General features: G+C 43.2%; 12 protein-coding genes. 3 read left to right on the top strand and 9 right to left on the bottom strand.

The window, feature by feature from the left end:
- Positions 1-195: 195 nt before the first annotated feature.
- Positions 196-1035 carry a TrmH family RNA methyltransferase gene (locus CDC37_RS06865; RefSeq protein ID WP_096621088.1) on the bottom strand — a complete coding sequence of 280 codons (840 nt, stop codon included), beginning with the start codon at positions 1033-1035 and terminating at the stop codon, positions 196-198.
- Between the two features lie 1139 nt (positions 1036-2174).
- Between CDC37_RS06865 and CDC37_RS06855 the strand changes: the two genes are divergently transcribed.
- On the top strand, positions 2175-4310 hold the full coding sequence (locus tag CDC37_RS06855; protein WP_096621086.1) for a serine/threonine-protein kinase: 2136 nt from the start codon (positions 2175-2177) through the stop codon (positions 4308-4310).
- 171 nt (positions 4311-4481) lie between these two features.
- Here CDC37_RS06855 and CDC37_RS06850 read toward each other — a convergent pair whose 3' ends face one another.
- From CDC37_RS06850 to CDC37_RS06840, 4 genes are all read right to left on the bottom strand, one after another.
- Positions 4482-6413 (bottom strand): GTPase family protein, encoded by a 1932-nt coding sequence (locus CDC37_RS06850; RefSeq protein ID WP_096625980.1) that lies wholly within the window; start codon positions 6411-6413, stop codon positions 4482-4484.
- Positions 6414-7094: 681 nt separating this feature from the next.
- Positions 7095-8462, bottom strand: coding sequence for a carotenoid oxygenase family protein (locus CDC37_RS06845; protein ID WP_096621085.1), 1368 nt, complete (start codon positions 8460-8462; stop codon positions 7095-7097).
- Between the two features lie 19 nt (positions 8463-8481).
- Complete coding sequence (locus CDC37_RS24060) at positions 8482-8622, bottom strand: hypothetical protein (RefSeq protein WP_157780670.1); 141 nt, start codon at positions 8620-8622, stop codon at positions 8482-8484.
- A gap of 51 nt (positions 8623-8673) precedes the next feature.
- A complete protein-coding gene (locus CDC37_RS06840) occupies positions 8674-9390 on the bottom strand; it encodes a GUN4 domain-containing protein (protein ID WP_096621084.1) in 717 nt (238 codons plus the stop codon).
- A gap of 563 nt (positions 9391-9953) precedes the next feature.
- Here CDC37_RS06840 and CDC37_RS06835 point away from each other — a divergent pair.
- Positions 9954-11381, top strand: coding sequence for an NADP-dependent isocitrate dehydrogenase (locus CDC37_RS06835; protein WP_096621083.1), 1428 nt, complete (start codon positions 9954-9956; stop codon positions 11379-11381).
- Between the two features lie 416 nt (positions 11382-11797).
- On the opposite strand, the gene CDC37_RS06830 is transcribed toward CDC37_RS06835, so the two are convergent.
- From CDC37_RS06830 to CDC37_RS06820, 3 genes are all read right to left on the bottom strand, one after another.
- Positions 11798-12376 (bottom strand): TIGR04376 family protein, encoded by a 579-nt coding sequence (locus tag CDC37_RS06830; protein WP_096621082.1) that lies wholly within the window; start codon positions 12374-12376, stop codon positions 11798-11800.
- Positions 12377-12491: 115 nt separating this feature from the next.
- Positions 12492-12749, bottom strand: a complete 258-nt coding sequence (locus CDC37_RS06825) for a hypothetical protein (protein ID WP_096621081.1) — start codon at positions 12747-12749, stop codon at positions 12492-12494.
- A 211-nt stretch (positions 12750-12960) separates the two neighbouring features.
- Positions 12961-13401: a hypothetical protein gene (locus tag CDC37_RS06820; RefSeq protein ID WP_096621080.1), complete on the bottom strand. Its 441-nt coding sequence runs from the start codon at positions 13399-13401 to the stop codon at positions 12961-12963.
- Positions 13402-13649: 248 nt separating this feature from the next.
- Between CDC37_RS06820 and CDC37_RS06815 the strand changes: the two genes are divergently transcribed.
- Entirely contained in the window at positions 13650-14279 is a 630-nt protein-coding gene (locus CDC37_RS06815) for a Uma2 family endonuclease (RefSeq protein WP_096621079.1), read from the top strand.
- Positions 14280-14545: 266 nt separating this feature from the next.
- On the opposite strand, the gene CDC37_RS06810 is transcribed toward CDC37_RS06815, so the two are convergent.
- Positions 14546-14875, bottom strand: a complete 330-nt coding sequence (locus CDC37_RS06810; protein ID WP_096621078.1) for an HPF/RaiA family ribosome-associated protein — start codon at positions 14873-14875, stop codon at positions 14546-14548.
- Between the last annotated feature and the right edge of the window lie 180 nt (positions 14876-15055).

The raw sequence follows: 15055 nt of genomic DNA, 5'->3' as shown, positions 1-15055 counted from the left end.
TTTGTTCTCAACTAATGGATGAGGTTGCTTTAAACTTTAACTTTCAAAATCATTGATTCATAGAAATTGTAGTGTTTACAATCCGTTGAATTCACGTTATTTTATCTGGATTTTATCTGGTGACTATGCTCTGCGTAGTCATCCAGTGCGTGAAGGCTCCGCCTTCATTCACGAGGTTTTAGCCCCCTTGAGTTCCTACGCGGAGCGGGAGCTAGGGACTCCCGACTCCCATTCCCCACTCCCTATCTCACCGTATTTATCTTGAAAGCGTTGTCGGTAGGCTTCGTATACCATTAATGCAGTCGCGATCGCAACGTTGAGGGATTCGACTTGGTTCGCTAGGGGTATATTGACTGCCATATCTGCGGTCGTTGACAGCTGATTAGATAAACCAGCTCCTTCGTTCCCTAGGAGAATTAAACTGGGTTTACGCCAATCCACTTCCCAGAAGGTTTTTTCAGCTGTGGGTAAGGTAGAAATGACTTGCATTCCCGCAGTTTTAGCCTGATTGACCGTTGTCAGCAAATCGGGACTTACCTGCATTGGTAAACGAAACCATTGTCCAGCACTTGCTCGCATGACCTTGGGATGGTCTAAATCAACGCTATCCTGACTAATCCATAATCCAGATACATCTGCTGCTGCTGCGGTTCGGATAATTGTCCCTAAATTTCCAGGGTCTTGGATGGTTTCTAGAACTAAGACTATACCTGTAAAAGGTATCTTGTGTGTGACAACAGATCGGGATGCGATCGCCACAACTCCATCTGGATTAATTGTAGTGGCGATCGCGCTGATGATTTCCTCACTGACTAATTCGGTTCGACATTGCTGAGATAACTGATTCCACAAGGATAGATGATTTTTCTGCCAACGTTCCGTACAACATACTGTTTGCAAAGGGAAAGCGACTGCAACTGCTTCTGTGACTAGGTTGGTTCCTTCTAGTAAAAATAACCCCTGTTTATGCCGTTCTTTAGCTGTATGTAGCTTCCGGAACTGCTTTACTAGAGGATTTTGCAAACTTGTAAGCACAGATTTTTCCCTACATTCTTTCCCTATACCCAATTATACTTTCCACCTTCATCAACTCAGCTTTTTGTTTCGACTGTTAATCCTCCATTGGGAGCAAATCTCTAAAGTTAAAAGGGAGTTGGGAGTTGGGAGTAGTAAGAGGATGTTGGGAGTTGGGAGTAGTAAGCTCGACTTTATCCATTAGGCAACATAGCAAAGCAGCTCTAAGCAAGTCTCGACGATCTTGCTAGGGACTTTAACAGAGGTGGGGTCTGAATCCGATATCAGAAAATAGTAAATAGTATGGCTTCCTACAACTAATGCGATCGCAGATTCCCAAACTGGCTTGGAAAATGCAGCCGCAAACGGTAGCATGAAAACAAGAAGTTCTTCCCGTAGCAAGTTCATCAGAAACATTCCAAACTATCTTATTTCTGATCTTGCTACCATTTCCTCTTCAATAAAATGGATAAAGTCGAGCGGAGATGGGAGTGTTTTTTCTTACTCCATACCTACTTTCAAGTCAAGGAAAAAAATATTTGGATTTGTGCCCACACAGATTGTATCTTAAGTGATTATACGGGATATCAACTAATTAGTATAGGATGAAGTGCTTGTTGTTCTCAGCTAGCGATGCTGATTGGGTTGCCTAATTGAATCCCATTAACTGGGAATCAACGAAAAATCAAAACTGGTTCACTGTAAATCCTATGCTTTACTTGTGACTCCTTTACCCTTTAATCTAACCCTATTGGGATTGAATTCCCCTTCCCGAAGTAAAATCAAAACCGCGTTTACCGTGAAATCTAGAGTTTTCAGCAAACAGGTTAAATAATACCATTAACTCTGCTGAATTCCGAAAACTCCTGCTTTCCATCCAGACAAGGTTGAATATTTATACTTTACACGCTCAATCAGTGGGCTTTTCGTAATTCGTAATACCCGCTACGCGGGAAGCAAGCTACGTAATAGCCTGCGGCAACGCTTCGCGTACGTAATACCCGCTACGCGGGAAGCAAGCTACGTAATTCGTAAGTAGCAATGCTACGCTTACACTGTCAACTGTCAACAAACCAAAGGGCAAATATATCATTGTGTAAAGTATCACTCACAATACCAATTTTTTATTTTTATCTTTAATTTTTATTTGACAACACCCAATGAATCCGTTTTACTGTTCTAAAGGTCACGAAAACCCAACTGGTAGTAAATTTTGCCTTCACTGTGGGGAAAAATTGGACATGTTTGGCAATGTTCCTAGTATCCAACCTGGTTTGACCCTGGGGGAAAGATATCTAATTGTACGTCAACTCGGACAGGGTGGGTTCGGACGCACCTATTTGGCTGAAGATATTAACCGATTTCGAGAGTTATGTGTTCTCAAGGAGTTTTCTCCCCAAGTTCAAACAGCCTACGTACTACAAAAAGCCGAGGAATTATTCCAAAGGGAAGCAACGGTTCTCTACCAACTCCAACATCCCCAAATACCCCGTTTTCGTGAGCTTTTTCGCACTAAACAAGCTGATAAGGAATATCTATTTTTAGTCCAGGATTTTGTTGAGGGACAAACCTACAATACCCTATTACGTCAACGTCTGAGTCAGGGATTGCGGTTTTCCGAAGCCGAAGTGAAACAATTATTACAACAAATTTTACCCGTACTCGAATATATTCATGGAGTGGGAGTAATTCACCGCGATATCTCCCCCGACAATTTAATCCTACGTTCCAGTGACCAATTACCCGTCCTCATCGACTTTGGTGGAGTGAAACAAGTTGCAGCTACCGTCGTTGCTCTCCAAAACGCCAACCCCGATGGTAGCGTTTCCTCCTCCCCCGGCACTCGCCTAGGTAAAATTGGCTACGCACCCCCAGAACAAATGCAAACAGGGATTGCGGAACCCCACAGTGATTTGTATGCCCTAGCGGCAACGGTGTTAGTATTACTGACTGGTAAGTCTCCTCAAGAACTAATTGATACCTACAATCTGCGGTGGCAATGGCATAATATCATCGATTTAAGTCCGAGTTTCACGGCAATTCTCGACCGGATGCTATCCCCCATCCCCACTGACAGGTTTCAATCAGCACGTCAAGTCATCCAAGCCCTAAATACACCCCTGACCTCTCAACCGGTTGCACCCACCCAAGCTGTCAACCCTTCTCCACTGCCAATTCCCACCCAACCAGCCTACCCACCAGTTACCAACCCACCATCACCAGTCAGTTTACCTTCAACCTCTCCCTCCTGGACAGCAGGTAAAATTGCTCTATTTGTATTAGGTGTTGGTTGTGCGACAGGTATTGGTATCTGGGGTCTGAGCAGTATTCTGTCCGCCAACAAAATTGACGATGCCAATCCCATTGGTTCAGTCACCGAATCACCCACACCCGTTCCCACCCAAACCCAACCGACCGACCCCTTGGCAAATTACTCACCAGTGGAAAGAGCACGCAAGGAAAGATTACGGGAACGCCGTCAGCAATTAGGTGTCGATTTTAACTTTTACGTAAATTTAGTTAACCAAATATTTTGGGATAAAAACCCTAGTTTCCGGGGAAGAAGTTTAAGTGATGGTTCAGCAGATGAAACAGCACGGGCTGAATGGGATGCAACAGCTGCGGAAGTTCTGGAAAAATTATCCCTACTGAGTAATGAATCCCGTCGTCGTTTAGGTAATTATACATCCGCAGACCGCGATCGCTGGAAAGTTCAGGTCAATAATATTAACGTTGGTAGCCGTTCTTTATTTGATTTGGGAGATGCAGCTTTTTTTCATCACTTTCCCGAACAACGTGGTAAAAACTTTATTGACCAACCCATCGGTCAGGTGTGGCATGGATTTGTTAATGATAGACTAGTTGCCATCCTGGGAGGAACAGCTTTCCGTCGCTTAGAATTTTCCCCAGGAGCAACGGGAGTCACCACAAGAGGAGTCCTCAAACCCGGTGATGGCATGGTTTTTATCGCTAGGTTAAGCGAGGGTCAAGACATGCAAGTCAAACTCACCGCCAACAACAAGGTTTTATTATCCATCTACTCCCCCAGTGGCAAATTGAGATTTCTGGAGGATTCCACCCAACGGGAGTTTTTCCTCAACCTACCCGAAACCGGTTTCTACGAATTCGTCATTGCCGCAACTGGAAACAGTGACTATAACTACACTTTAGAAATAACAGCCACCAACCCCACACCGACACCCACAGAAACACCCACACCCACCCCAACACCGACACCCACAGAAACACCCACACCCACCCCAACAGCAACACCAACGGAAACACCCACACCCTAAAAATCAGTTGTAGACGCAATATATCACGTCTCTACATTTCAATGTATATCTGGATGCAGCAACACCCATTTTTTTATACATTTCTAATACCAGCCCCAGTATAATCTTTGAGAAAAACCCGGCTTTTTATCCAGAAATTAAATTTTTACTCGTATATTTATACACTTTGACCTACTGCCCTTGACCTCCAGCCTTTTGTAAATAAAATTCGACCCGCGATCGCAATTCTGGTATGGTTAAATTCTGGGTGAGGTATTCCACATAGGCATGACCGAAAGCAGCAGCATTTTCATCGGGGGAAGCGGGATTTTCGGTAATAATTCCCCATAAACTTAGTAAATCAAATTTGCGGGAACTGTCATTATTTAACAAAGAAAATAAATCATAACCCATTTGGATTTTACCAATCACCACTGGTAATTGTTCCACGGGGATTTTTTCTGCTAGGATTTTCGCTAGGGCTGGTGAACCTGTGGAGAGGGTGGAAATAAACTGTAGTATCGGACTTTTGAGTAATGCCGTTAATCCCTGGGTCGTGGTCATTTGGAATGTATAATGGTCTATGACCTTGGCTGCGGCGATCGCTTTTGTATCTAAATCCCGTAAAAATCTAGCCAAGCGCAGTTGTTTCGCAGGATTAATTTCCCCATATAAGGCGATCGCTAGTTCATCCACCCCCCATTTCTGTCTACCCGTTTGTCCATCTTCGGTGACAACGGGAATCACGGCATGGCATAATTCCCCCAGTACCTGCACACGGTATTCACAAGCAGCACGAATTGCTACCTCCTTGGGACGTTCCCCCCATTCCCAATCGTAGGGTGGTTCCCACTCCCGCAATGGTCGGAGTTTATCCACCTGGGTAACCACTGCTAAACAGGGTAAATCTGGATTTTCGGCTTTAATTTCCTGCAAGAAATCCACATCCATTTGCAAGGCTGGATCGAGTGCAGGTGTCACTAATACCAATAAATCGGCGGTACGAGCATAATTTAACACTTGCTCCCGTAAATCGCTCCGCTTTACCTGTTCGTATCCCGGTGTATCCCACAGGTTTAAAGCTTCCATTCCCTGACTTTGCCAGTGATAACACTGGATAACATCCGTAGAAGGTAACACATCTACTGCTGCTAAATCGGCTTGGAACAGGGTATTAATTAAACTACTTTTACCTGCACCTGTACGTCCTACCAATAACAAATTCACAGGCTTTGCTTCGACAGTGGTGAGGGGTTCGGCTGCGGTGAGAATATCCCGCAGAGTTTGGGTTTTTACAGATGTCGCAGCATTGCTATCCGTCACCAAATTAAAGCTTGCAGGGAGGGTATTACCACTGTACAAGATTGCCGCTTGTCGAGACAAGTTACGCAGGGTTACTTCCCGCAACAATTGGCTGAGATTGATCAGAAGTTGCTGATTAGCCCTTTCACTGTAACGCTGGGTAGTTGTGTTGGCGATCGCAGCTACAGGGTTGAGTAACCACTGGGCTAAATTTAAGGCTTTTAATAGTTTACGGGCTGAAGGTTCTAATTTTTGATAAATTTCGTAGGCTTCATACACCTGACCAATACTAACTTGATTAAGTACGGGTGATATTTTTTGCATCCATTGGTCAACATCGTCAACCGTTCCCCGCATCAATCCGTAGGCTTGGGGTATATAAATGTTGAGTAGGGGATATTTAACTTCTGGGTGATAAATACGGGCAATTTCTGTCACCAAACTTTGACAGCGTTGCCAAAAGGTTTGTAAATCTTCCCAGATGGGTGCATCCTGTTGGGAATCGTGCAAAATCTGCTGTAAAGCAGCTTCCACCCGACTTGCGGTATCTGGAGGTAGGGAAGTTACCGATGTCAAGGAATCCTGGGAAGCTTCTAATTCCCGTTGTACCTCCTCCACCACCGCATTTACCTGTTGTAAGGTCGGTTGGGTCCAACGTACCAATAACCAACGCCAACCCAAAAATACGAGGGTAAATACAGCCCAAATCCAATTTAAACCCCAAGCATGGATTTGACTGGCAGCCGCCACCAGCATAAAACCAACTATAGCAGCAAAGGGTAGAATTAAAACCAGCGATCGCCAACTTTGCCAACGCACCATCATTTTTACCCAAGTGGAATTATAGCTTGAAAAATATTCCTGTACAGACACGACATGTCGCGTCTCTTTTCCGCAAACCCTAAATACATATACAATTGTGCTGTAGATTAATGGGAAACGGACAGGAAGAAATACAAAAAAGCGTTGCTGAATTTGGGTATGAATTATGATTATTTACATTTTGTATTGAAACCACAATCGTCTCTTCGAGAAGCCACGCTACGCGCGTCTACGTAGAGACGTAGCGATGCTACATCTCTACACTACGTCAAATTTTCAATTCATATTTGTATTCAGCAACGCCTACAAAAAAGACCAGTTGGAAAAGCCTGGCCTCGTTTCTGTTGTCTCTGTTTAACTATCTTCTCTATTTGGTTACTTCCAAACTGTGCCTTCCGAATACACAATTTGTCATAAATCTTAATACGTCTATTGTAGCAGCAAACACAAAATTTTCAGCAGCATTCACAAAAAAATATTATGTGCCGCTTAAATAAGTCTTATGGAAGGGAGTCGGGAATTGGGAGTCGGGAATTGGGAGTCGGCGAAAAATAACCAAAATCCAAAATTAAATTATTCCCTCGTGTCAGACAAGGCTGTATATACACATGAAGAAAATCCAAAATCCACAGACGCACGTAGTGCGGTTTCTCGAAGAGTAATCCAAAATCTAAAATCAAATCATTCTTCCAGCCAAATACCATGAAAACCGTAGGGAACCCGTTGAGGTAGAATAACCCTGGCAACAGGTTCACCAGTCATATCTTGAGCATTAACCACCAATAATTCCGAACAATCTTGATGGGAATCGTAAACAAAAGTAATTAACCATCCTTCATCCTCCTGGGTTGCACCGGGACGGGGAGCAAACACAGCCTCACCACCAAACCGTCCGGAACCAAACTCATGGATATACTGACGATTTTGCTGCAAATCATGTTTAATAATACCAGTAAATAAGGGAAGGCGATCGCCTGCCATCTTGCTAGTATAACCATAACGATTTGGTCGTCCTAACCAGTTTTCATTAATCCGGGGAAATTCGGAAACATGGTCATCCAATGGTTCTTCCTGGGTTGTACCACTAGGTAGATGAAAACGCCAACGGTGTAAACGGGGGATATCCCCTTGGGGGTCAGAACTTTCACCGAGGACGCTGGTGGAACTCATCCGACAAGCAATCAAAATCACCTCATCACCCTGTTCGTAGGCATTGAGGGTATGGAAAATATAACAGGATGGAGCTTCAAACCAACGAATGCTGCGATTATCCCCGTGTCGAGGCATAATCCCGAATCGACTCGGTTTATCCGCTTCAAACATCATCATCGGTTCACCCCGTTGTATTCTTTCCATACTGAAGGTCAAGGGTAAATCCAGAAAAATTGTATAATTGGCAGTGATGGCAAAATCATGCATCATCACCCCCATCGGTAAATCAATCGGGATAGTGCGTTGAATTTGACCTTGAGATGAAACCACACTTGATTGCAAATAGGGTGGGGAAAAAGAATAACCAAAAAACATCATTTCCCCAGTCACAGGATCAACCTTGGGATGGGCTGTAAATGCAGATTTTAACTGCTGATTGTAAGTGTATTCACCGATGGTATCCAATTCCGGAACTTGAATCGCGTGGGGTACACCACCCTCCCACAAAGCCAATAATTGACCAGCGTGCCATACTAAAGCCGTATTGGCAACATTTTTGTAGGGACCATAGGGATTATTAATTTGGGGAGGTTCTAGTAACCCAGACCAAATAGCTTTCCCCTCCTTACGTTCTATTTCAAATCCTTGGGTACGGATATAGCGGTTGCGATAACTAGCTTGACCACCTTGGATACGCACACCATGTAACATTCCATCTCCATCAAACCAGTGGTATGCACCGATGGGGGGAAACTGGGGATTCGGACCATTACGAACAAACATACCCGATAAATCGGGGGGTAATTCACCGATTATTGACTGAATCTCTGTGGTAACTTCCTCCTGTACAGGGGCAAAATTACCATCCAGATAGGGATTTATCCCAGTCGTCACCATCTGAAGTTATTCCTTTTGATTACAGGCAAATATACTCACCCATCATAGGCGAAATGCGGTAAAAAACATCTTTGCTTAATTCCGCAAAAGTTAAAACAGCAAAAGGTTGAATCATACCAGCTAGGGAAATGGGAAATTTTGTCGCGGATTGGACCACCATACCCCATTACCATAATATCAGCAATAGTGCGATCGCCTACATGGAAGATGGTTATTTATCCCACGCAGGATGGGCAAACAAGGCTGCAATTACCCGCACACCTCGCAATTGATTCGACAAAGGCAAATGACCCTTGGGTGCAGTTAAATCCCAAGTAAACCCATTGGGATAACGCGTCCAATTATTGCCGTTTTTCCAGCCGATCTTCGCCCACAGATTATCCCAGTTCTTACCCAAACCCAACCATAATTCCCGTTGTACCGAAAATCCAAATTTGCCCTCGGAATACACTACCCACAAATTATTGATAGTTTGTAAATCGGTTACAGGAAAACTATCCACCTCTGTAAAATACAACCATTTCCGTTGTATAGCCGCTTCACCTGCCAACTCACACATTTTCTGCATCGTCAAGCGATCGGCAGCTTCAAAATCCTGATTGACCAATAATTCCTGTAAAGGTTGGTAATCAATCCCCACCTCACTCAACAACGGCACCACACCCTGGGGAAAATGGGTTTGTAAAAAAGCCTTGACCCGTTCAGAATTGGCAGTGCGGAGAATTTGGTACACTTTACCATCAATCCACTTCGGTGGATTGCCACTGCGCTTTAAGAGAAATTCCATGAAAATATCATCCCCAGCCTCACCTAAGCCAGTAATTTGCGGTAGTAGCTGTTGTTGGACTCGTTCAGACCCATCGATTAGCTGGACGCGAACAGCATCGAGTTCATTTGCATTGCCTGATAATGTCATAGGGTCTGTCATGATGATCAATGTGGATTCACTAACTAAGTTAATTTAAAGGGAATTTAAGTCGGATTTTTCTGTTTCACATTTTAGATTAACCCATACAAGCCATTGATATCAAAACCCGAATCGAAAATTACCCATTTTCCCGTCTGCGTCTATTGGTCTGACACCATTTCACAAAAATGTTGATACATTTTCTGACACCGCATCCCCTGTTTGCTTTCCCCCGTCCGAATTGAGTTGACAAACCACTATTCCCTCTGCATCCAGATTCCTATATAATGCTTTCAGGCTGTAAAAAGTATCTTAAACCATACGTTTGCTGCCACTGGGCGATATCTCTGCGCTTCATGGCTGTGTCAAATGGGAATTTGGCAAGTTTCACTTGGGCAAAATCAATCTCAAACTCTACTGCGAGTGGTTAGCTATACCCTGACGGGAAGACTTGCGTTAATAGCTACATAGCCCAATCTCACAGTGATTATTACCAAGATGATTGAGATACAATTTCTTAGCTCCCACGTGCCAACGATTTGGGAAAATTTTGTGTTGCAGCGAAAATATTAGGAGCATAGTTAATGTACGAAAAAATTACTCCCCCGACGACGGGTGCAAAAATCACCTTTGAAAATGGTGAGCCTGTAGTTCCCGATAACCCCATTATCCCCTTTATTCGCGGAGATGGTACAGGTATAGATATTTGGCCAGCAACACAAAAGGTGTTAGATGCAGCGGTGGCAACTGCCTACCCAGGTAAACGACAAATTCACTGGTTTAAGGTTTATGCTGGGGATGAGGCTTGCGAGTTGTATGGAACCTACCAGTATTTGCCCCAGGATACCTTGACGGCAATTGAAGAGTATGGTGTGGCCATCAAAGGTCCCCTGACGACTCCCGTGGGAGGGGGAATTCGTTCTTTGAATGTGGCTTTACGACAAATTTTTGATTTATACGCCTGTGTGCGTCCCTGTCGTTATTATGCTGGCACTCCTTCTCCCCATAAATCACCGGAAAAACTGGATGTGATCGTCTATCGGGAAAATACGGAAGATATTTATTTGGGGATTGAGTGGAAACAGGGTAGTGAGGTGGGCGATCGCTTAATTAAGTTGCTGAATGAGGAATTAATTCCCGCGACTCCAGAACATGGTAAAAAACAAATTCCCCGAGATGCGGGAATCGGCATTAAACCCATTAGTAAAACTGGTTCGCAACGCTTGGTACGACGGGCAATTAAACATGCTTTAACTTTACCTAAAGCCAAGCAAATGGTCACTTTGGTGCATAAAGGTAATATCATGAAGTACACCGAAGGGGCTTTTCGGGACTGGGGTTACGAATTGGCGACGACGGAGTTCCGCAATGAGTGTGTGACGGAGCGGGAATCCTGGATTTTAGCTAACAAGGAAAAAAATCCCGATTTAACTGCTTTGGAAAATGCGCGGATGATTGATCCGGGTTTTGATAACCTTACCCCCGAAAAACAACAGCAAATTGTCCAAGAAGTGGAAACCGTTTTACAAACAATTTGGACAAGCCACGGGGATGGTCAATGGCAAAATAAAATCATGGTCAATGACCGGATTGCCGATAGTATTTTCCAACAAATTCAAACCCGTCCCGATGAATATTCCATTTTGGCCACCATGAATTTGAATGGGGATTATTTATCGGATGCAGCTGCGGCAATTGTCGGTGGTTTGGGTATGGGACCAGGTGCAAACATTGGCGATCGCTGTGCAATTTTTGAAGCTACCCACGGCACTGCTCCGAAACATGCTGGTTTGGACAAGGTTAACCCCGGTTCGGTCATCCTCTCTGGTGTGATGATGTTAGAGTACCTCGGTTGGCAAGAAGCGGCTGACTTGATTAAACAAGGTTTAGCTAGTGCGATCGCTAAAGGTCAAGTTACCTACGATTTAGCCCGTCTTATGGAACCACCAGTCCCCCCATTGAAGTGTTCTGAGTTCGCCAACGCGATTATTCAGGGTTTTGTCCAGTCCTAATTAGGGTCTGCAGAAAAAGAGAGACGCGACATGTTGTGTCTGTACAGGGAATAGTTTTAAAGTCAAAATTCCACTTTTGCTTGGCTCTAAAAAATTACAAATGCAAGGTTTTTGAGTTCCATACACCTATTTGATTGAAAAGCACTTTTTGCGACTAAAATCCCCTCTAAATTCTTGTGATATATCGAGACGCGATATATCGCGTCTTTACTATTTTTCAGCAAGCCCTAATTACGCTTGTTTGTGAGGACTTAATACCATTTTAGATTTTGGATTTTAGATTTTGGATTACCCACCCAAGGCTCAAGTTACATACCTAGCTGTTTCCTACCTAACTATTACGTACGCGAAGCGTTGCCGCAGGCTATTACGTAGCTTGCTTCTTGCATAGCGAGTATTACAAATTACGAATTACACTATTTACCCATTTTGCGTTTTAATTGTTCCAACTCATCATCAGTTTCCAAGCGTCGAAACTGTTCTTCTAACTCATCAACACCACTATTAAAGCTGGTGGTGGGACTCCACCAACCTTGACTTTCAATTCGTTGTTGTTTCTGTTGGGTTTGAGCGCGTGTACGTTGTGCTTCTGCGGCTTTAGCTTGAACTTCTTGACGACGCACTTGAATTTTTTGTAACAATTCTTGAGCTTTGACAATCCGTTCCTTGACACCTTGCATCTGTCCCCATTGTTGATTACCTTGACGTAGGAGAGATGCTTCCCGTTCTTGAGCAGCATTGGCTAAATCCTGTCTTCCCGATGCTTGAGCTTTTTCGACCCGTACATGCCATTTTTGGATTTCTTGAGCGGTAGCAAGTACATCATCTTGACAGCGTTTTTCCTGTAATTTGAGTTCGGCAATCAGTTTGAGGGTGTCTTCTTCTTGTTGACGTAACTGTTCGAGAATCGCTTCTAATTCGAGATGCGGGTTATTACGCAGAAATTCCTCTAAGCGGTTTTCTAAAAACCGACTAAAATCGTCAAATAAGCCCACGCGGTAAACTCCCAGGAAACATCTTCTCCATTGTATTCCTTTTCTAGAGGAGCAGGGGAAGAGAATCCGATTTGAATTTTCGTGAAATTACTAAAAAACAGGGTCTAGAGTAAAGTTATAGTCGATGGGAATTGATTTGCCAAATTCGTTCTAAATAGGCACGTTGACGAGCGATCGCAGTTGTGTGAATATGGTGATGCAGTTTCGATGCGATCGCAATTGTTAAGGTGACAGCTAGAGGTAAACCTGTAATCAAAAATGGTAAAGTCAAAAACCAGTTTGCACCTACAGGATAGTTAGATATACCTATTTCCGTGCGGATTTGTGCAGGAGATGGGGACGGGGAATTGGGATATAGAGGAATGGATCGCATAGGAGTGTTCGGAGCATATACGAAAGCTTTATAAACCACACAAACTCTAACTTATGCAGTTGCTCATCTCTCCAATTTAAAGAAAAATTTACCTTCCCGTTGTTAATTGGTAACAATTGAGACGCGATATATTGGTAACAATTAGAGACGCGATATATCGCGTCTCTACCTCCTCATCATCTCTCCCGTATCCTGTATTCTGTCTCCTATTTTACATTTTCCGTTTTAGGCTATCAATCGCATCACCTAAAGCCGTTGTTAAACTTTGACGAGTTTGAGCGTGACTTTCTTGTTCATGTTTGAGTGCATGTTGCAAGCGATCGCATTCCTTCATCACTGCTAGTAATTTTTTCTTGACCGCCTCAATGGAATTTAACTTTTCTATCTCCGTATTCATACTTAAATTAGTATCGGCATCGGGAAGCAAACCATCTTGGATACCTTTTAACTCCTTAACTTCACGCTTCAGCTTCTCAATACTTTGCTGTGCCATTTGAATATCACTGCGTCGCTGTTCGCACTCCGTGTTATAGAGTTTACGCCACTTTTCAGCACTTTCCCAAGCGCGATCGCGTTCTTGCTGTACCTGTGCAAGTTGCTCCTGTAGGGTTTGGATTTCACCTAACCATTTTTGGGTTAAATCTTCGGTCATATTTTTGACTGAAAAACAATCTTCGATTTTAGAGCATGTTTGCTAGTTAGAAAATAGGGAATAGGGAACGGGGAATAGACAATAGGAAAAACACAAACACTAGATGTCGGCTATTCTCTATCTACGCAAGCCATTTTCAGATCCAAATTGGATGGCGACAAAATAGGCGATCGCAAAAATCAAAAATTAAAGATATCCTGATTATTACAGACCCCTCAACAACAAAAATTTTTCCCACCTACCAACTTATGTACGCTGTCATCTCCCGTCAACAAATTCAACTCCCCCCCGGAACCGTAGTCAGAATGCCCGGAACCTGGCAAGATTATTGTACGCTACGGGATAGCCGTGGTGATGGTTCTATTCCCAGGGTTAAGTATCGTCATGGTGAAATTTTACTGATGAGTCCCTTACCCAGACATGGCCGTGAAGCCCATTTACTTGCAAGAATTGTCGAAACCCTTTTAGATAGCGAATCCCGTAACTATGAAGCTTTCACCCCCATTACAATGGAGATTCCGGAAGCAGGTGGAATTGAACCAGATTACTGTTTTTATATCGATAATTGGCAAACTGCGGTCGGGAAAGACCGAATTAATTGGCAAATTGATCCACCACCCGATTTAGTTATCGAAATTGATGTGACTTCCTATACTGCTGCTGAGGATTTTTTACCTTATAAAGTTCCAGAAGTTTGGTTATTCAAAAAAAGCGGTTTAAGCATCTATAGTTTATTAGAAGATAATTATCAAGAACAATCCTTTAGTCGCTATTTTCCGAATATCGATGTCCGTCAAATGATTGATAATGTACTGCAAATTGCATCAGCACAAGGTACTGGAGCAGCAATCAGGAATTTACGTCAACAGTTGAGTTAGTCATAAATTTCATTGAGATGGCTATTCCTGGAGAAAAAAATAACTACCGCACTCAGGAACGATAGTTATCAATTTGAATGAAATTCCGCCATTAAAAATTAAGTTGCTTTCTTGTTGTCACAATTACCAACAATCTACTTTTTGGAGATATTTATCTACGCTCAACAATGTTATCCTCCACTGCGAACACAAACAAGTGAAATCAAAAACAAAAACTAGCGATTTTACCACTCTTAAATCCAATCCCTGGAAATTTGATTCTGAATTCACACTTTTCTCTGCATATCCAGATGGCTGATTAATTGTCGTTTGGCAATATCAAACGCATCATGGAGTGCTACATATAGATTTGTATGACTTTGGTTTTGCGATGGATTCCGATTGATTACAAGCTCACCCTGCGGAACTGTTAAATCAATTTGAACATGGTAGAGTTTGCCTTTATTTTGATTGCGGTGGGGTAAATCCACGACGACTCGACAACTTGTAATTCGATTGTATAGTTTGTTGAGTTTTTCCACATATTCACGAATTTTTGATTCAACAGTTGCTGATGACTGCACGTTGCGAAAAGTCACTTGCAGGGGAGTTTGCATACATCCTCCTTACTGTCCTCGAATTGGTTTTCTATACCTTCCAAAATACAACAACAATTGTGAGGAAGTTGTGAGGATATATTTTTACCTCCGTGTGGAGCAAATTCATCAAACTTGCTCCTCAGTGGTCTACATGTACTACTTCCCCATTCTCTACTCACTCTATATTACGAGTGGACG

Origin of the sequence: Calothrix sp. NIES-3974 (assembly GCF_002368395.1) — a bacterium.
Classification (GTDB): domain Bacteria; phylum Cyanobacteriota; class Cyanobacteriia; order Cyanobacteriales; family Nostocaceae; genus NIES-3974.
This window is presented reverse-complemented; position numbering and strand designations above follow the sequence as displayed.

Coding starts and splice junctions, on each gene's coding strand:
- CDC37_RS06855 (WP_096621086.1), top strand. CDS start 2,175: ATGAATCCGTTTTACTGTTCTAAAGGTCACGAAAACCCAACTGGTAGT.
- CDC37_RS06850 (WP_096625980.1), bottom strand. CDS start 6,413: ATGGTGCGTTGGCAAAGTTGGCGATCGCTGGTTTTAATTCTACCCTTT.
- CDC37_RS06845 (WP_096621085.1), bottom strand. CDS start 8,462: ATGGTGACGACTGGGATAAATCCCTATCTGGATGGTAATTTTGCCCCT.
- CDC37_RS24060 (WP_157780670.1), bottom strand. CDS start 8,622: ATGGTGGTCCAATCCGCGACAAAATTTCCCATTTCCCTAGCTGGTATG.
- CDC37_RS06840 (WP_096621084.1), bottom strand. CDS start 9,390: ATGACAGACCCTATGACATTATCAGGCAATGCAAATGAACTCGATGCT.
- CDC37_RS06835 (WP_096621083.1), top strand. CDS start 9,954: ATGTACGAAAAAATTACTCCCCCGACGACGGGTGCAAAAATCACCTTT.
- CDC37_RS06825 (WP_096621081.1), bottom strand. CDS start 12,749: ATGCGATCCATTCCTCTATATCCCAATTCCCCGTCCCCATCTCCTGCA.
- CDC37_RS06820 (WP_096621080.1), bottom strand. CDS start 13,401: ATGACCGAAGATTTAACCCAAAAATGGTTAGGTGAAATCCAAACCCTA.
- CDC37_RS06815 (WP_096621079.1), top strand. CDS start 13,650: ATGTACGCTGTCATCTCCCGTCAACAAATTCAACTCCCCCCCGGAACC.
- CDC37_RS06810 (WP_096621078.1), bottom strand. CDS start 14,875: ATGCAAACTCCCCTGCAAGTGACTTTTCGCAACGTGCAGTCATCAGCA.